Consider the following 18,474-nt stretch of genomic DNA (forward strand, 5'->3'; position numbering starts at 1 on the left):
CCCTCAGGTCCTCATTCATGACTCCAGCCGCCCGGTACACGATCCTTGAGACGCTCTCCGGCGAGGGGAGGGCGGTCGTTCATCGCGCGCGGAGGGACGCCGACGGCCACTCGGTCCTCCTCAAGGTGCTCGACCCGCGGCGCAGCGGACCGAAGGAGATCGAGCAGCTCAGGCGCGAGTACGAGATCGGAGCGCTGTTCGACACCCCCGCCGTCGTCAGGCCGCTTGCCCTCGAGACGTACCAAGGGATGCCCGCCCTCGTCCTTGAGGACGACGGCGCTGACTCACTCGATGGCCTGCTCGGCGAGCCGATGCCGATGGATCGGTTCCTCCCGGTCGCCATCCGCATCGCCGGCGCGGTCGCGGAGATCCACGACAAGGACATCCTCCACAAGGATCTGAAGCCCCAGAACATCCTCGTGAGCCCCGCGAGCGGCGAGGTGAAGATCACCGACTTCGGCCTCGCGTCCCGTCTCCCCCGGGAGCACCGGCCCACGCAGCCGGCGCGCCTCATCGAGGGCTCGCTGCCCTACCTCGCGCCGGAGCAGACGGGGCGGACCAACCGGGCGATCGACAGCCGCGCCGATCTCTACTCGCTCGGCGTCACCTTCTTTCAGATGCTCACCGGGAGGCTCCCCTTCGAGGCGAATGATCCCGTGGCGTGGGTCCACTGTCACGTCGCCCACGCCCCGCCCAACCCCTCGGAGGTCGCCCCCGAGGTGCCCGACGCTGTCGCGCAGATCGTCCTGAAGCTCCTCTCCAAGACGCCCGAGGACCGCTATCAGAGCGCTCGCGGCCTCCGGCGCGATCTGGAGAGATGCCTCGCCGCGTGGACCCAGAGCGGGGCGATCGAGCCGTTCACACCGGGGGAGCGCGACGTGTCCGATCAGCTTCAGATCCCCCAGAAGCTCTACGGGCGGGACGCGGAGATCGCCGTCCTGAAGGAGGCGTTCGACCGCGTGGCGGCGTCGGGGACACCGGAGCTCGTGCTCGTCTCCGGGTACTCCGGCGTCGGCAAGAGCGGGCTTGTCCATGAGATCGAGGCGCCGGTCGTCCGGCAGGGGGGCTTTTTCATCTCGGGGAAGTTCGACCAGTACAAGCGCGATATCCCCTATGCCACGCTCGTCCAGGCTTTTCGGGAGCTCGTGCGCTGGATCCTCGCAGAGAGCGAGGAGCAGATCGCCGCCTGGAGGCAGCTGCTCCTCGAGGCCTTCGGGATCAACGCCCAGCTCATCGTCGACGTGATCCCGGAGGTCGCGCTCGCCATCGGGCGGCCACCGCCGGCCCCGGAGCTGCCGCCGGTCGAAGCGCAAAACCGGTTCCGCAGGGTGTTCCAGCGCTTCATCGGGGTGTTCGCCCGGCACGAGCGCCCCCTCGCGCTGTTCCTCGACGACCTGCAGTGGGCCGACTCGGCCAGCCTTGGGCTGCTCCAGGAGATCTTGACCCACGCGGAGGTGCAGGACGTCCTCGTCATCGGCGCGTACCGCGACAACGAGGTGTCCGCCGCTCACCCGCTCCTGCGGAGCCTCTCCGAGGTGCGGCAGGCGGGCGCCCGCGTCTCGGACATCGTGCTCGGTCCCATCCCGCCCGCGGCGCTCGCCGCGTTCGTCGGCGAGGCCCTCCACTGCGCCGTCGAGGACGTCGCGCCGCTCGCCGAGCTGATCCAGGACAAGACGGCGGGCAATCCCTTCTTTGCTATCCAGTTCCTCACCGCGCTCCACGAAGAGCGCCTGATCGAGCGCGATGAGCTGAGCGGCCGGTTCCGGTGGGACGTCGCGAGGATCCGTGAGAAGGGCTTCACGGACAACGTGGTCGACCTGATGGTCGCAAAGCTCCGGAGGCTGCCCCCGGCGACGCAGGAGGCGTTGAAACAGCTCGCCTGTCTGGGGAACACCGCGGAGATCGCGCTCCTCGCGATGGTCCACGGCGGCCTGGAAGAGGGCACGCGCGCGGACCTCTGGGAGGCCATCCGGGCGGGGCTGGTCCTCGACCTGGACGGCACGTGCAAGTTCCTCCACGACCGGGTCCAGGAAGCGGCCTACTCGCTGGTGCCGGAGGAGCAGCGGGCCGCAGAGCACCTCCGGATCGGCCGGCTGCTCGCGTCGCGGTTGCCCGAGGACGCGATCGCGGAGCGGATCTTCGATGTCGCGAACCAGTGGAACCGCGGCGCCCATCTCGTCACCGATCCGCGCGAAAAGGAGGCGCTCTGCCGGCTCGACTTCCTGGCAGGGACAAAGGCGAAGGCTGCGATCGCCTATGCGTCTGCGCAGAGTTACCTCGCCCAGGCTTCATCCCTCTTGCCCGAGGACGCCTGGAGCAGGCAGTACGAGGAGACGTTCGCGATCCACCTGGAGCTCGCCGAATGCGAGTGCCTCCTCGGTGACTTCCAGCGGGCCGACGCTCGGTTCGACCTGATCCTCGCGCGCGCCCGTTCCCCTCTCGACCGCGCCAAGGCGCATCGGCTCCGCGTGCGCCTCTACCAGATCGCCGGGCGATTCCGTGACGCCGTGAGCACCATGTTCGAGGCGGTGCGCCTTCTCGGGGTGACCTTTCCGGGATCCGAAGACGAGATCCAGGCCGCGGTGGAGGCCGAGCTCCAGAAGATCCCGGTCCTTCTGCAAGGGCGATCCATCGCCGACCTCGCGCTCGCGCCCACGGCCACGGATGAACGTGTGCGGGCCGTCATCCGATTGCTCGTCGAGGCGATGGCGCCGACGTACAGCACGCGACCGGCGTACTGGCCCCTGGTCATCGCGAAGGCCTTGAGCTTCTCCCTGCAGTACGGAAACTGCGAAGAGTCCTCCTTCGCCTACAACTGTTACGCCGCCCTGCTGGTGTCGAGGTACGGCAACATCCCATGGGGGTTCCAGTTCTCCGAGATGGCGCTCAGGCTGAATGAGAGGTTCAACGGTGTGGCGCTGAAGGGGAGGCTGCTCTTTCACCACGCGGCCCTCGTCAGCGTCTGGTGCATGCCCTTCGCGGCGCTCCTTCCCATGATGGAGCAGGCTTATGCCGCTTGCTGCGATGTCGGTGATTTTGTCTTTGCCGGTTATTCTTCCTTCAACCAGGTGTGGCTTGTCGTGGAGAGCGGCGCCCGGATCGAGCATGTCATCGAGGTCTCGCGGAGGTACCAGGCGTTCGCCGAGAAGAGCCACAACGGCCTGGTGTGCGGCCTCCTCCGGACCGAGGAGCAGTTCGCGGCGAGCTTGAGTGGGGTGACACAGGCGTCCACGAGCTTCAACGACGAGACCTATGACGAGGTGGAGTGTGTCCTCGCGATGGAGAAGGCCGGCTTCGGGATCGGGGTCGCCTTCTTTCACATCATGAAGCAGGTCGCGGCGTTCATCGATGGGCGATATGCCGAAGCGCTGCAGGCCGCGGCCCGCGCTGCGCCGATGCTGCGCGAAGTGATGGCCCTGGCCAACGAGACGACGCACCACTTCTACTACGCGCTCACGCTGACGGCGATGTACGCAGATGCACCTGCCGTGGAACAACGGCAATTCGCAGAGCTGCTCGAGGTGCAATCGCGGAAGATCTCGTTTTGGGCAGAGCACTGCGCCGCGAACTTCCAGAACCGCCACGCCCTCGTCCAGGCCGAGGTCGCCCGGATCGAGGGCCGCCATCTCGACGCCGAGCGCCTCTTCGAGGAGGCCGTCCGCTCGGCGCGCGACAATGGCTTCGTGCAGAACGAAGCCGTGGCCTATGAGGTCGCGTCGCGGTTCTACCGAGCGCGGGGGCTCGAGGAGTTCGCCGATCTGTACCTCCGCAACGCCCGTGCCTGTTACGCCCGCTGGGGCGCGCACGGCAAGGTGAGGCAGCTCGACCGGCAGAATCCCCACCTCGTCGAGCGGCGGTCTCCCCCGCCCACCGCCACCGTTACGGTGGGCTCCGATCAGCTAGACCTCTCCTCGGTGACCAAGGCCTCGCAGACCATCTCCGGTGAGATCGTGCTCGACGAGCTCATCCGCACGCTGCTCCGGATCGTGCTAGAGCAGGGAGGCGCGGAGAGGGCCTGCCTCCTCCTGTGCCAGGACCAGGGCATCTCGATCGAGGCGGAGGCGAGCCTCGGAGAGCGCGGGGCGACGACGACCCTCCTCGGCTCGGAGCCGTTGGACGGCTCGCCGCGCGTCCCTGCGTCGCTCATCCACTACGCGAACCGGACCAAGGAGCGGGTCATCCTGAGCGACGCCGCCGCCCATGCGGGCAAGTTCGCGAGCGACGGCTACTTCGCTCGGAGCCGGCCCAGGTCGGTCCTCTGCATGCCCATCCTCAGGCAGGCCGAGGCGGTCGGGCTGCTTTACCTCGAAAACAACCTCCTCTCCGGCGCCTTCACCCCTGATCGGCTCGCCGCCCTGGAGCTGCTCGCCACGCAAGCGGCGATTTCCCTGGAGAACGCGCGGCTTCTCGCCAGGGAGCGGACGGCGAGGGCGGCGGCCGAGGAGGCCGAGCGCCGATCCGCGTTCCTCGCCGAGGCCGGCGTCGTCCTGTCGGAATCGCTCGACTACGAGGCGACCTTCGCCCGCCTCGGAGAGGTCTGCGTGCAGACCCTGGCCGACTGGTGCTCGATCGATATCGTGGAAGACGGAGAGCTCCGCCGCCTGGCTGGCGCGCACAGAGACCCCGAGAAGGAGCCTGTCCTCAAGGAGCTTCAGCTCCGGTATCCGCCGCGCTGGGGCTCACCCCACCCGTCGAGTACGGTCCTCCGTACCGGAGCGCCGCTCCTCATGCCCGAGCTGCCAGACGAGATCCTGCGAACGATGTGCGTTGACGAGGAGCACTTTCGATTACTCCGGGAGCTCGGCACGCGGACCGGGCTCTCGGTGCCGCTCGTTGTGCGCGGCCAGAGGCTCGGGGCGATCACCCTCTCCTCGGGCGCGTCGGGGCGCCGCTACGGGCGCGCCGACCTCGATCTGGCGCAGGAGGTCGCGCATCGCGCGGCGATCGCGATCGACAACGCCCGGCTCTACCGCGCCTCCCAGGAGGCCGTTCGCGCCCGCAGCGAGTTCCTCTCCGTCGCGACCCACGAGCTGAATACGCCGCTGACCTCGCTCACGCTCTCGGTGCAATCCCTTCGCCGCGCGGTAGGCGTGGGGCGCCCTGTGGATCCGCAGGTCATGGATCAGAGGCTCGAGCGCCTCTCGCGGCAGACCACCCGGCTGACCCGGCTCATCAACGATCTGCTCGACGTCTCGCGCATCGAGTCGAGGCCCCGCGCGCTGGAGCTCAGCGACGTCGACCTCGGGGCCCTCGTCCGCGCGGTGGTTGCGCGCTTCGAGGCCGATCTGGCGAGGGCCCGGTGCGCGATCTCGATCCGCGGCGATGTGCCGGTCGTGGGGCGCTGGGATCGATCCCGCCTCGACCAGGTCGTCACCAACCTCCTCGGCAACGCGATCAAGTTCGGCGCCGGCAAGCCGATCGAGATCGCCGTGGGCGCCGAGAACGGCGTGGCCCGGCTCGCCGTCCGGGACCACGGCATCGGCATCGATTCGGCGCAGTGCAGCCGCATTTTCGAGCGCTTCGAGCGCGCCGTCTCGGAGCGGCACTACGGCGGGCTGGGCCTCGGACTGTACATCTGCCGCAAGATCGTGGAGGACCACGGTGGCTCGATCCGGTGCGACAGCCAGCCTGGCGCCGGAGCCACCTTCATCGTCGAGCTTCCCTGCGCAGGGCCGGCGCCCCCGCCTCCCGCGGCGTGAGCAGGTTGTCGTGCTCGCGGCGGCCTCAGGGGCCCTCGGCGTCGAAGATCGCGTCGATGTACCGCAGCGTCGTCTCGCGCCGGCGGCGCGCGCGCTCGGCCGAGTCCTCCTCCACGAACACCTCGTCGGGCTTCACGCGGAAGAGCGGCTGGCCCTTCTGCACGATCGTCCCCTCGCCGCCGTCGATGAGCACCTCCTCGATGGTGCCGGAGCACGGCGCGAGCACCTTGTTGAACATCTTCATGACCTCGATCACGTAGAGCGGATCGCCGGCGGCGAAGCGGCTGCCCTTCGTCACGAACGGGGGCCGGTCCGGCGCCTCCTGCGCGTAGAACATGCCGCCGGTGACCGCGACGATCTCGTTGGCCCGCATGGCGGGCGGCGGCGCGAGGACCTTGCGCATGCGGGCCGAGAGCTCGCGATCGAGCAGGCGCTCGGGGATGGCGACCGTGCCGTCCTCCCGCGCGCGGAGCTCGAAGAAGCGCGCGGCGTCCCCCGCGAGGACCAGCGCGTCGAGGAGCTCCAGGCCCGCCTGGAAGCCGAGGTGGGAGCCGCGAACCCGCCCCCAGAGCTCGGCGTCGTAGCCGTGAGGCGCCGTATTCCCGGACAGGTGCGCTCGCAGCTCGGGCCACGAAGGCGCGCCGCCCGCCTGGCCCATCCGCTCGCCGACGCGCCGGTAGAAGCCGAGCGCCCGCGAGAGCACCTCCTGGTCGTGATCCCAGATCACATGGGCCGCGGGCGCGTGCGGATGAGCCGTCATGTTGAGCAGCCAGTACGTGTCCGCGAGCACCTCGATCGGGTTCTTGAGCCAGCGCACCCGCCCCGACCGGATCTCGAACGACCCCATGCTCCGGCTGAGCCACGCCGACAGGAGGTGCGGCTCCGCGCAGATCTTCTCCACGGGGCGGCGCACCAGCGTGTCCTTCAGCGTGAGGACCTTCTTCAGCGCTCCTCCGCCGGTCGCGTCCGCGGCCCCGGCCCGCGCCGCGAGGCGGCGCTCGTGGCGGGCGCCGAGCTCGGCCCACATCGCGTCGAAATCGAGCCCCCCGAGCTCCACCGCGAGCAGGCCGACCTGCGTGAGGTACGGGACCACGAAGCCCGTCGTCGGCTTCGCCCACACGCTCCGCGCGAGGAACCAGTGCACGAGCCCGTAATGAAACAGGAGGTTCGTGTGAAGATCGCTGCCGCGCAGCGTGGTCGTGCGGAGGATCTCGCAGATCCGCTGGTAGGCCTCCTCGCGCGAGGCGCCGTAGGTCACGAGGAGCGCGATGTTGCTGTCGTAGGCGCCGGCGACCCGGTAATGCATGAACACCCCCGTGTCGGGGTTCTTCACGCAGATGCCCTGATCGTCGCGGATCTCGTGCGGGTGCGGAGCGCTCCAGGACACGATGACGCCGGCCGCGTGGGGCTCCAGCGCGCCGTTCGTCGCGTTGAGGCGCGCCTCCACCGCGGACCCTTCCCGCCGGACGCGGATCGGCCGGGGCAGCCGCTCGCCGTGGCGCGCGAGGAGGACCATGCACTCGACGAGCGACGTCACCTCGAACGCGTCGGCCGGATCGGCCGGGTTCTCGAAGCGGAGGGCATAACAGAGCTCCGACACCCGGTGCTCGACCTGGATCCGGGTGTTGACCTCCATGAAGTAGTGATGATCCCCCTCGACGATGCACTCGAACGTCGAGGCCGAGTTCAGCCCCACCGCCTGCCCGAACCGCTCCGCCTCGGCCTCCATCCGGGCGAGCGACGCGCGCTCGCGCTCGAGCGACGCCGCGCGCGGCGCCTCGCCGGCCGTGCGCGCCCGCTCGATCGCCTCGAGCAGCCCCTCCTGCGTCATCGCCACCTCGAGCAGCTTCTGCTCGTGCATCTGCAGCGAGCAGTCGCGCCCGCCCAGCGCGACGCACCACGCGCCATTGCCGATCAGCTGGATCTCGTTGTGCCGCGTCTCCTCGACGTTGAGCTCGAGCAGGATGTTCTTGTTGTCGCCGACGCCCGCGGCCTTCACCTCCGCGAGGACCTCCCGCGCCAGCGCGGGGACCTCGGCCGCCCGCGCCCGCGCCGCGGCCTCGGGGGGCGCCGCGTCGGGCGCGATGCCGGCGAGGAGCCGCTGCCCCTTGCCGCCGCCGCCGCCGATGGCCTTGAGCCGGATCCGCCGCCCCGGGTGGCGGGCGAGGAGCTCGGCCGCGCCTCGCTCGAGCTCCTCGCAGAGCTCGTCGGTCGTGTAGAGATCCACGCGCCGCGCGTACGCCGCCGCGAGCAGGGCGTCCGCCGCCTCGGCGAGCGGGATCCCGTCGGCGAGCCGCGCGCCCGCGGCGCCCTCGACGAGCAGCCCGCGGTCTGCCGCGGCCGCGCGCAGCGCCGCGTGATCGGGCCACCTGCGGAGCACGATCCGCCGGGTCGCGTCGTCGATGCCGGGCGTCACGCTGACCGCGGTCGCGAGCGCCGTCCGCTTCGCCTCGTCCTTGAGCCCGGCCGCGCGCTGCACCGACGAGCGCGGGCCGATGAAGACGAGCCCCGCCTCCTCGAGCGTGCGCACGAACTCCTCGTCTTCGGCCATGAAGCCGTAGCCCGCGAACACGTGTGTATAGCCGCCGGCCCGGGCGATCGCGACGATCTCCTGCATCAGCTTGACGCGCTCGTCCTTGGTGGCGCCGGTATAGTCCTTCACGCGGTGCACGTGCGCCGGGTGGATGCAGCGCAGCTCAGGCGCCAGGGCGTGCGTGTAGACGATCGAGTCCTTCTCCGACAGGAGGATGCCGTAATGCTCGATCCCCATCTGGGCGAAGACATCCATCGCCTCTTTCCGGATCGGGCCCCGGCAGACGATCAGCGGTCGCACGTCGTCGGCGGCGAAGGAGCGCGCCCACGCCGAGGCCGAACGGCCGAGCCTGCGGTCGCGCACCACCCTCGGGTTGTGGTCGTAACCTCGCTTGGTCTCGAATCCATCCATGATCAATGGAACTCCCGCTGAACACCGGTGAACGGCCCTGGCTGGTAGTGCCGCAGCAGGAACTCGAGGTTCTCTGCGATCACCGAGCGGAGCTCGCGCGGCATCACGAGCCGCGAGATGGAGCCCAGGCTGAGCCCCTCGCGCGGGTTCATGAGCTCCCGCTCATACCGCGCGCTGAACTCGGCCTCTCTCGCCTTCAGCCACGCCGCGGCCTCGTCGCGGGCCTCCGCCTTCGCCTTCGCCTCGTCGAGGCCGCGGGCGAGCCGCTCCTTGACGCCGGCCTTCTCCCTGGCGCTCGCCTGCGCGCGCACCTTGCGGAGCTCGTCCTTGTAGACGAACTCCTTGCCGGCGGGGCCCATCACCGCGACGCGCGTCGTGGGGAGCGCGAGCACGACGTCCGCGCCGGTCGCGTAGTTGTTGAACGAGGCATAGGCGCCGCCGAACGCGTTGCGCACGAGCAGCAGGATGCGCGGGGTGCGCACGTCGATGATCGCGTCGAGCATGGCCCGGCCGGCCTGCACGATGCCCATCGCCTCTTGCTCCCTGCCCGGGAGGAACCCGGTGGTGTCCTCCATGAAGAGGAGCGGGACGTTGTAGAGGTTGCAGAAGCGGATGAAGCGCGCGTTCTTGTACGCGGCCGCCACGTCGATCTGACCCGACGCGACCGCGCTGTTGTTCGCCACGAAGCCGACGACGCGCCCGCCGACCCGCCCGAACGCGGTGATCGTGTTGCGCGCGCGCTGCGGCTGCACCTCGAAGTAGTCGCCGTGATCGCAGATGCGCTGGATGATGATGTTGATATCGAGCGGCGTGTTGTAGCCCGTCGGCGACGAGATCGTCCTGCGGAGGAGCGTGTCGATCTCGGTCGTCTCCCGGCCCACCGGATCGCTCGTCCGCTGGAAAGGCGCGCTCTCGCGGTTGTTGCTCGGCAGGTAACCGAGCAGCCGGACGGTGGTGCGCAGCGCGCCGACCTCGTCTGGCACCGTGAGATCGGCCACCCCCGAGGCGCCGTGGACGCGCGGGCCGCCGAGGTCGTCGGGCGAGACCACCTCGCCGAGGACCGATTTGACGACCGCCGCCCCGGTCAGGCCGAAGAACGTCCCGCCCGGCTGGATGACGAAGCTGCCTTGCCGCGGCAGGTAGGAGCCGCCGCCCGCGTTGAACCCGAACATGCACATGATGCTCGGGACCACGCCGCTGATCTTGCGCAGCGCCGCGAACGCCTCGGCGTAGCCGTCGAGCCCGCCGACGCCTGCAGGGACGTAGGCGCCGGCGCTGTCGTTGAGGCCGATGAGCGGGATCCCTCGCTCTCCCGCGAGCTGGAACAGCCGCGCGAGCTTGCGGCCGTTCGTCGCGTCCATCGACCCGGCGCGGATCGTGAAATCGTGGCCGTACAGCGCCACGTCGCGGCTGCCGATGCGCAGGATCGCGGTGACCAGCGAGGCGCCGTCCAGGTTGGGCCCCCAGTTCTCGAAGACGACCCGCGGCGGCTCGGGCGTGAGCACCCGGATGCGCTCCCAGATCGTCATCCGGCCTTTGCTGTGCTGCCGGATGATGCTCTCCGGGCCCGCGGAGACATAGGGGCGCTTTCGGAGCTCCTCTGCCTCCCGGAGCGCCGCGTCATACGCCGAGGCAGGCGCGGCCGGCGGCCCGGATCCCTCGTCGAGCGGATCGTCGAGCGAGGGCACGAGGGCGGAGGGCTTCACGGCGACATCGTTGTGATCAAGAGGGCTCATGGACGGGCGAGCCGCTCTATATCATGGCAGGATCCGGGGGCGCACCTCGCGCGCCCGGCGAGGCGCGCGCCGGCGTGTGGGGCGCGGCACGAGGCTCGGCCCGCGGCGCTGCGCGGTCCGGGTCTGCAGCCCCACGCCGCGATGGGCGTTCACCGCGCGCGGGCAGGCAACCCGCGCCCAGCTCGACCGGTTCGCCGTCAGGACGTCTCGTTCTCGGTGAGCACGGCGGCCAGCACGGCGAGCGCGTCGGTCGTCGTGAAGACGCCGACGACCTGTGCGCCGTTCAGCACCACCGCCGAGCCGTACTTGTGCTCGGCCATCTCGCGGACCACCTCGGAGAGCGGCGCGCTCGGCGCGACGGCGTAGGGGCACGGCGACATGGCCTCGCTGACGGCGAGCTCATCTCCCGCTTGCTCCTTGAGCGTCTCTATCCAGTAGATGTCCCGCTCGGAGAGGATACCGACCAGCCGGCCGCCGCTCAGCACCGGCAGGTGCCGTATGCGATGTCCGCGCATGAGCGCGCGGGCGAGGCCGACCTTCTGATCGGCGCCGATGGAGTGTGGGCTTCGGGTCATGCAGTCCTGGATGCGAATGGTCGAAGAGCTCATGGGGCCTCCTCCGGCGCTGGAGGTTCGTGATGTGATCGATCCGATCTGCTCGATACGGCGTCCTTCGAACGAGCTCGGTTTGCCACGATCGGGCACGATTGGCGACGATGTGGACTCGCGCGATGCAGGCCGCCGGGCGCGGCGCTCGCGCTGCGATCCTCGGCGGGTGTGCGGCGCGCGAGCCTCACCGGCGGGGGATCCCCTCAGGCCCGCTTGCGCGAGAGCGGGATCAGGTACCCGCAGCACCGCCCGAACCACCGCAGCACGTCGAGCGACGACACGATGCCGACGACCTTGCCGTCGTCCGAGACGACCGGCAGCCGGTGCACGCCCTCGTACGCCATGAGCGACGCGGCCTGCCGGATGCTGGCGCTCTCATGAAGCTGCACCACCACGGGCGTCATCACGTTGCGCGCGGTGACCCTGACGGGCTCGACCACATGGAAGCCCTGCTCCATATCGAGCGGCGCGGCCTCGCCCGACCGCACGGCCACTCGCTGCGCCTCCTCGGTGTCGCCGCGCTCCTCGGCTGCCCGGAGCACGTCGGCCCGCGACACCATGCCGACCGGCCTGCCCGCCGCGTCCACCACGGGCATCCCGCTGATCTCGTAGCGGACGAGCAGGGCCGTGATGTCGTCGAGGGAGACCTCCGATCGGATGCAGATGACGTCTTTGGTCATGATCTCGGCGAGCGGCGCCTCCGGGTTCACGGGCACGTCCACGCCCACGCTGCGCAGCGGATCGGCGTCCGCGGTGCCCGACGCCGCCGGGCTGGCATCGCAGACGACCGCCGTCGTGCGCGAGATCTTGTCGAAGTGCAGCGCATGGAAGCGACGGCACGACTCGCACTCGCGCACCGTGGCCGAGCGCTCCCGCAACGGACAGTAGACGGTCGCCAGGACCGATTCCTCGCCGTCGTCTCCAACGATGTGTGCGCTGCGGATCGTGTGGTGCGGGATCTGGCGCTCTCCGCCGGTAGGTCCAAGGGTTGTCATCGTCGTCTCCCGTTCGCCTCTGCGTTCTTCGCTCGAGGCGCGTCATGGGATGAGCATCGTCCGTGCCACGCACGCGAGATCCCCGGCGCGCTGCGGCTGCCCTGGCCCGCCGCGGCCAGGTCTGCGCCTCCACGCGCCGTTTGCGCCGCGGCGAAACGGATGCGGGCCGCCTGGCGAGGAGACCGCTCACGGCGCTCGCGAGAGGAGCTCGCCGTCGGCTCGCGCGAAGAGCCCAGCGCGCGGACGGAACCGCGCGCCTACCAGGCACACAAACGCCCGATAGGTGTCCTGAGGACGCCAGGCGAGCGCCTGGTAAACAAGGCTCCCATCCTCGTGCGTTGTGGTCTCTCCGCGCACTCTCCTCGATCGCCACGGCGCCGGAGCGCTGCGCGCTCTCTCCGGTCGATCGCGATCCCGCCGTGTTGACGTTCCACCGCGCGCGGGGGATACACAGCGCCATGAAGCGGTCTTGCATCGCCCTGGCGGCTTTCGTGCTGTCCGTCTCCGCTCCCGCGATCGCGCAGCCAGTGAAGGTGTTCGTCCTCGCGGGCCAGTCGAACATGGTCGGCTACGGCGTGGGCCGCCAGCTCCCGGTCGAGCTCCAGAGCCAGCCGGACATCTGGTACGACCACTACAACCCCGACGCGCGCGAGGGAGGGCCGTACGCCCAGGCGACGAGCGCCGACTGGGGGCCGCTCGAGCCGAAGGGTGAAGCCCGCCGCTACGGGCCCGAGATCACGTTCGGCCGCGCGATCGCCGCGGCGTACCCGGAGCACCGGATCGCGATCGTGAAGATGGCGCAGGGGGGCACCAACCTCGTCGATCACTGGGGGCGCGGCCTCGCCCCGGATCCCGAGGTGCTCCACAAATCGCAGCTCTACCACGCGCTCCTCGGCAAGCTGGACTCCGCGACGTACGAGGGCGACCGCGCCCTCCGTTACCCCGAGGAGGTGACGCGGCTCGACGGCGCCCTGGCGCGGCTCGAGTCGGAGGGGCAGCCGTACGAGATCGCCGCGCTCGTCTGGATGCAGGGCGAGAACGAGGCGGGGTGGTCGGCCGCGTTCTCCTATGGCGACACGCTGCGTGGCTTCATCGCGGCGATCCGCGCGGACCTCCGCGTCCCTGGGCTCCCGGTCGTGCTCGGCAGGATCAGCGACAACCTCTATCCCGCGAACGGCGGGCCCATCGCCGCCGGAAAGGAGGCGAACATCGACGCCGTGCGCGCGGCGCAGGTGACCGTGGCCGAGGAGGACCCGCGGGTCGCCTGGGTCGACACCGACGACTTCACCGCGCGAGCGCCCGACGACACGTATCACTTCGACTCCGCCGCGTACCAGCTCCTCGGCGAGCGCTTCGCCGACGCGTACCTCGCGCTGGTCCGCGAGGAAGGCTCGTCGAGCGCGTCGTCGGCGAGCAGCACCGCGAGCGCGGCCGCAGGGGGAGGGGGCGCCACGGGAGGGGGCGCCACGGGAGGCGGCGCCACCGCCGCATCGAGCGGGAGCACGGCGGCGGCGGGCGGCGCCGGGAGCGCAGGCGAGGGAGGAAGGGGCGCCACGGCCGTATCGAGCGGGAGCGCGGCGGCGATGGGCAGCGCCGAGGCCGCGGCCAGCTCGGGCGGGGTCGCGCCCGGGACCACCGGCGGGAGCGGCGGCTGCGGCTGCCGGACCGCCGCCGGCCAGGGCGCCGGGACGGCGGCGGCAGCGCTCGCGCTGGTCGCGTTCGCGGGCCTGCGCCTGCGCCGCTCGCGCGGGCACGGGCAGGGCTGAGCGCCGAGCGGCGCTTCGTGGAGAGCTGGTAGAGCGGGGAGGGGCGAGGGCGCCGGCTGCGCCACGCGTGGTGGAGCAGCCGCGCCGCGCTTCGTGGGAGAGGCCTCGTCGTCGCCTCTCATGGCGACGCGGAGGTTCATCGTGTCAGGGGAGGCGCAGGGGTCCGTCGTCAGGTCGTACGGACCCGCCTGCGAGCCTGCCCGTCATCGGGTCATCATTCCGGGACGCAGCCGTCCTCCACCGTGCACACATAGCCGCTGCGGCAGTCCTCATCCGTCGTGCACGCGTGGTTGCAGGTGCCGTCCGATGCGGCGCAGATGCCGCCCTCGGCGCAGTCGGCATCCGTCCCGCAGATGCCCGTGCAGGAGCCGCCAGGCCAGGGGGCGTAGCAGATGCCGCTGGCGCACTCGCTGTTGGCGGTGCAAGGGTCGCCGTCGGCGCCAGTGGCCGGCGCCGGGTAGCAGCCCTCCGACGTGCACTCATAGCCCGCGCGGCAGTCGGCCGACGTCGCGCACGCGCTGTTGCAGGTGTAGTCCGATGCGCAGACCCCGTCGCCGGCGCAGGGAGTCGATTCGTCACAGTAGCCCGAGCAGTAGCCGCCGGGCCAGCCCCACTCCTCGAGGACGCAGAAGAGGCCGGCGCAGTCGCCGTCCGCGATGCAAGGTGCACCGTCGGCACCCTCGCCGGGCGGCGGGAGGCAACGACCCACGTCCGCAACGCAGGTAGCCCCGTCGAGCGTGCACTGAGCGTCGCTGGTGCAGGCCGCAGTGCAGAGCCCGTCCGTGCACGCATAGCCGTCACGGCAGTCGGCCGACGTCGCGCACTCGACGACGCAGAAGCCTGAGGCGCCGCAGACGCCACCGTCGCAGTCGTCGTCGTCGCCGCATTCGCCCGTGCAGAAGCCGCCCGGATAACCGTCCACGAACTCGGTGGCGCAGAGGTAGCTACCGCACTGGGCGTCCGTCTCGCAAGGGCTGCCGTCCGGGAGGTAGCAGCCGCCCGACGCCTCGTGGCACGAGCCCACCTCCGTGCACTGATCATCGCTGGTGCAGCCCAGCCAGCAGGACCCGCCGTCGCACACATAGCCGTCGCGGCAGTCCGCCGACGTCTCGCACGCGGCCATGCAGATGGCGAGTTCATCGCTCACCTGGACGCAGACGCCGTCGCCACAGTCGTCGTCCGACAGGCAGCCGGCGGTACAGTAGCCGGAAGGCCAGCCGCTCTCGCTCTCCGCGAGGCAGATGTCGCTGGCGCACATCGCATCGCTGGCGCAGGCAGCGCCGGGGCCACCGAGCTCGCCGCCGCCGCCGGTGGTGGTGGTGACCGCCGTCGTGGAGGTGACGCTGCCGCCGCCGCCGGTGGTGACCGAGGTCGTGGAGGTGACGCTGCCGCCGCCGTCGCCGCCCGCGCCGGTGGTGACCGAGGTCGTGGAGGTGACGCTGCCGCCGCCGTCGCCGCCCGCGCCGGTGGTGACCGAGGTCGTGGAGGTGACGCTGCCGCCGCCGTCGCCGCCCGCGCCCGTCGTGGATGCGGCCGAGGTCGAGGTGACGCTGCCGCCGCCGTCGCCGCCAGCGCCCGTCGTGGCCGCGGCCGAGCTCGAGGAGGCGCTGCTCGATGAGGCCGAGCTCGAGGTGGTGCCGCCGCCCGCACCGCCGCCGCCGGTGTCGCCGCCGCCGGTGCCGCCGGTGCCGCCCGCACCGCCGCCGCCGGTGTCGCCGCCGCCGGTGCCGCCGGTGCCGCCCGCACCGCCGCCGCCGGTGTCGCCGCCGCCGGTGCCACCGGTGCCGCCTGTACCGCCGCCGCCCGTATCGTTGCCGCCGTTTCCTGTCGTGCTGCTGGCCGAGGTGGCGCCTTCGCCGCCCGTGCCGCCGCCCGTACCCCCGCCGCCCCCAGTCCCGATGACCGTCGAGTCGTCGTCGCCGCACGCCGTCGTCGTCATCAGTCCAAGAACGAAGAGACACACCAAAGATCGCATCTTCATCCGCTGCTCTCCAGCCGGTAGGGGTCCAGTGACGCGGCGCCGGCCGTCGGAGGCGAGGAGCCGCAGCGCGAACCGCGCGCACGCATCTTCTGTCGAAACGGCGCGGATGCCAACGCCTCTTTACTCGTTCATGGCGCTTTCGGGCGGAGGGCGCCCGCGCTCTCCGCATCCTACCTCGTCCACGCTCATCCTCGCCCCGGGCCAACGACGAACGCAGCAGCTTTTCGACGGCCGAGCGCGCGCGATTGTCGCGTCCGCTCCACGCTTGTGGAGCCCGTTTTGGAGGTCGCGACGCCCTCTTCTCCACTCGTTTCCACTCGCTTCTACCCGTTCCACCCGTTCCACCCGTCGCGCGAGCCCTCCTTGCCGACCTGCGCGTTTCTCTTCTCCTCAGCACCTTCCCGAGCCTGAGCGCACCTCCCCATGTCCATGAGGTTTCGGGCGTCTGCTCCTCAGCTCGCCGGCAAGCCCGAGCGCACCTCCTGAGTTCCGTGAAGCTTCGGCCATTCCGCCCCTGTGGCCCTGAGCGCAGCGGCGGCCGCTGCCCAGCCGCCCAGCCGCCCAGCCCACCACCGGTCCGCGTCGCCTCGCGATGATTGACCGGCCGCCATCGGAGCTGGTATAGGTAGCCGTTTTCTTTGAGTTGAATTTTTCAGTCACAGCCGAAGCGAAAGGCGGTCGAGCGCGGTGTGCGCAAGTGAAGGGTGCCCTGGTGCTTCCAGTGCCAGCCATGTCGTCTTGCCCTTGCCGCGTCGCGTCGGCGCCCTGCGCCTCGGCGGACGACCTCTCATTTCAGCCAGAGGATGAGGAGACCCCATGCGTGTCCGACACGTGATGATCACAGCCGCGATCGCCGGTCTATTCGCGGCCTGCGCCAGCTCGGAGAGCGATGATGGCAACACCGATCAGCCGGTCTACGGGACGGTCTGCGAGGCCCGCTGCGCCTGCGAGGACTGCTCTGGCGACAAAGAGGGCCTGTGTGAGGCTGAGGAGGAAGCCATCGCCAAGCGAGCCGAGAAGCGCTGTCAGGACGAGCACACGGCGTACGTCGACTGTGTCCGACTGGAAGGCCGGTGCGTGGACGGTCATCACCTGGCGGAGGTTTGCAACGTCCATGCGGCGGCCCTCCTGGGCTGTCTCGATCCCACGGGCCACTGTCCCAGCGCGGGTGATGGCATCTGCGACGAGCCCCAGGGCACCGGCAACTGCCCGGCCGGGACCGACCCCGCCGACTGCCTCTCTTACTGTCCCTTGACCGGCAACGGCACCTGCGACGAGCCCGAGGGCACGGGCCGGTGTCCGGCGGGCACGGACGTCGACGACTGCAAGCTCGCGCCGTGCGACCGCGTGCAGGACGGCGTCTGCGACGAGCCCGAGGGCACGGGTGAGTGCGAGGAGGGCACGGACGTCGCGGACTGCGCGGTCACGACCTGCCCTGAGGCGAACAACGGCGTCTGCGACGAGCCCGAGGGCACCGGTCTCTGCGAGGAGGGCACGGACGTCGCGGACTGCGCGGCGGGCGAGCCGTGCGCTTCCACGAACAACGGCGAGTGCGACGAGCCCGAGGGCACCGGCCTCTGCGAGGAGGGCACGGACATCGCCGATTGCAACGCCACCCTGGCCTGCGACGACCTCGACGAGTGCGGCAGCGACACGAGCGGGTGCATCGGATGCGCCATCCAGGGGAGCTGCGCCGATGAGCTCGACGCGTGCACCATCGACGACGACTGCCTCCTGTTCGCTCAGTGCGTCGTGACCTGCGCGGACGGGGACGACGCCTGTCTCACCGCGTGCATGGACAAACATCCGGATGGAGTGCAGCTCTATCTCAACTACGACACCTGCGTGAACTGCGATGAGTGTTATTACTCGTGCGGCAACGCCAGCATCCTCGGGTGCTGATCCGTGGCTTATCCGAGCGCTGCGGAGGAGATGAACATGCTTGAACGACGAAACGTTCGTGGGCTCTCGGCCCGCGCCGCCCTCCTGGCCTCCCTGGCCGGCGCCGCCTCGTGCGGAGGCCTCTCCGCCGGCGATTACGTGGTATACCGCGTCGCCCTCGAGGCGCCCGAGCAGGAGCCCGGCTGTTTCCCCGAGGACAGGCCGAGCCTCGCCGAGAAGTACGACGCCACCACGTTCCGGAACGGCCAGACCTTGCTCCTCTATCTCCCGACCGACGACGCGGCGATGCTCGACACCGGCGGGCTCGTGCTGAGGGGCTCCACGGACGACGACCCCTACACCTTCACCGGCGAGTCCGAGGACGTCGACTTCCCCTTCAGCGTCCTGGTCCTCGACGCCGATCGAGACGGCATCGCGGACGGCATTGACCCGTTCGTCGACGCCGACAAGGACGGTGATGCCGACACGGACATGGAGACCGACGCCGAGGTCGACACCGATGGCGACAAGCGGGACGACCGCGAGGAGGCCGTGGATGAGTTCGTCGATGCCGACAACGACGGGGACGAGGACAGGTTCGGGGAGATCGTGAGCGACACGAAGGTGACCTCCACGCTCCACGTGGACATCTCCATGACCGTCGACGGATCGACGGTCAGCGGTATCGTCACGCGCAGGACCACGAAGACGTGCGAGGGCGATCTGTGCCCGCCTCACGTCGACGTGCCGTGCGTCGACGTGCAGCGCTTCCGCGGCGTCGAGATCGACGACGCGGATCTGGCCTTCGGCGTCGACGCGCAGCCGGCCCCCTGAGCCGCTCCCTGGCGGCGCGATCCGCGCCCT

The 18,474-nt window shown here is 70.5% G+C and carries 9 protein-coding genes; 4 read left to right on the forward strand and 5 right to left on the reverse strand.

All coding sequences use genetic code 11. The annotated features are described in order from the left end of the window. The first annotated feature begins 17 nt into the window (after window positions 1-17). Window positions 18-5,699, forward strand: a complete 5,682-nt coding sequence (locus WME79_RS18560) for an AAA family ATPase (RefSeq protein WP_437537527.1) — start codon at window positions 18-20, stop codon at window positions 5,697-5,699. A gap of 25 nt (window positions 5,700-5,724) precedes the next feature. On the opposite strand, the gene WME79_RS18565 is transcribed toward WME79_RS18560, so the two are convergent. The 4 genes from WME79_RS18565 to WME79_RS18580 form a co-directional block, all read right to left on the reverse strand. Next, window positions 5,725-8,643: a biotin carboxylase N-terminal domain-containing protein gene (locus tag WME79_RS18565; protein ID WP_437537529.1), complete on the reverse strand. Its 2,919-nt coding sequence runs from the start codon at window positions 8,641-8,643 to the stop codon at window positions 5,725-5,727. A 2-nt stretch (window positions 8,644-8,645) separates the two neighbouring features. Beyond that, window positions 8,646-10,379, reverse strand: a complete 1,734-nt coding sequence (locus WME79_RS18570) for an acyl-CoA carboxylase subunit beta (RefSeq protein WP_437537532.1) — start codon at window positions 10,377-10,379, stop codon at window positions 8,646-8,648. 197 nt (window positions 10,380-10,576) lie between these two features. Then, window positions 10,577-10,987, reverse strand: a complete 411-nt coding sequence (locus WME79_RS18575) for a CBS domain-containing protein (protein WP_437537535.1) — start codon at window positions 10,985-10,987, stop codon at window positions 10,577-10,579. A 203-nt stretch (window positions 10,988-11,190) separates the two neighbouring features. Continuing rightward, window positions 11,191-11,982, reverse strand: a complete 792-nt coding sequence (locus WME79_RS18580; RefSeq protein WP_437537538.1) for a CBS domain-containing protein — start codon at window positions 11,980-11,982, stop codon at window positions 11,191-11,193. Window positions 11,983-12,440: 458 nt separating this feature from the next. On the opposite strand from WME79_RS18580, the gene WME79_RS18585 reads away from it, so the two are divergent. Then, complete coding sequence (locus tag WME79_RS18585) at window positions 12,441-13,748, forward strand: sialate O-acetylesterase (protein ID WP_437537541.1); 1,308 nt, start codon at window positions 12,441-12,443, stop codon at window positions 13,746-13,748. A 214-nt stretch (window positions 13,749-13,962) separates the two neighbouring features. Here the strand turns inward: WME79_RS18585 and WME79_RS18590 are convergent, their stop codons facing one another. Next, window positions 13,963-15,729: a hypothetical protein gene (locus tag WME79_RS18590; RefSeq protein ID WP_437537544.1), complete on the reverse strand. Its 1,767-nt coding sequence runs from the start codon at window positions 15,727-15,729 to the stop codon at window positions 13,963-13,965. 816 nt (window positions 15,730-16,545) lie between these two features. Here WME79_RS18590 and WME79_RS18595 point away from each other — a divergent pair. After that, window positions 16,546-17,631, forward strand: coding sequence for a latent transforming growth factor beta-binding protein (locus tag WME79_RS18595; RefSeq protein WP_437537546.1), 1,086 nt, complete (start codon window positions 16,546-16,548; stop codon window positions 17,629-17,631). A 36-nt stretch (window positions 17,632-17,667) separates the two neighbouring features. After that, window positions 17,668-18,444, forward strand: a complete 777-nt coding sequence (locus WME79_RS18600) for a hypothetical protein (RefSeq protein ID WP_437537548.1) — start codon at window positions 17,668-17,670, stop codon at window positions 18,442-18,444. Window positions 18,445-18,474 lie beyond the last annotated feature (30 nt).

Origin of the sequence: Sorangium sp. So ce726, assembly GCF_051521405.1 — a bacterium.
Lineage (GTDB): Bacteria > Myxococcota_A > Polyangia > Polyangiales > Polyangiaceae > Sorangium.

Bases quoted from the DNA above. Each gene is read 5' to 3' on its own strand.
- WME79_RS18560 (WP_437537527.1), top strand. From the start codon at position 18: ATGACTCCAGCCGCCCGGTACACGATCCTTGAGACGCTCTCCGGCGAG.
- WME79_RS18565 (WP_437537529.1), bottom strand. From the start codon at position 8,643: ATGGATGGATTCGAGACCAAGCGAGGTTACGACCACAACCCGAGGGTG.
- WME79_RS18570 (WP_437537532.1), bottom strand. From the start codon at position 10,379: ATGAGCCCTCTTGATCACAACGATGTCGCCGTGAAGCCCTCCGCCCTC.
- WME79_RS18575 (WP_437537535.1), bottom strand. From the start codon at position 10,987: ATGAGCTCTTCGACCATTCGCATCCAGGACTGCATGACCCGAAGCCCA.
- WME79_RS18580 (WP_437537538.1), bottom strand. From the start codon at position 11,982: ATGACAACCCTTGGACCTACCGGCGGAGAGCGCCAGATCCCGCACCAC.
- WME79_RS18585 (WP_437537541.1), top strand. From the start codon at position 12,441: ATGAAGCGGTCTTGCATCGCCCTGGCGGCTTTCGTGCTGTCCGTCTCC.
- WME79_RS18590 (WP_437537544.1), bottom strand. From the start codon at position 15,729: ATGAAGATGCGATCTTTGGTGTGTCTCTTCGTTCTTGGACTGATGACG.
- WME79_RS18595 (WP_437537546.1), top strand. From the start codon at position 16,546: ATGCGTGTCCGACACGTGATGATCACAGCCGCGATCGCCGGTCTATTC.
- WME79_RS18600 (WP_437537548.1), top strand. From the start codon at position 17,668: ATGCTTGAACGACGAAACGTTCGTGGGCTCTCGGCCCGCGCCGCCCTC.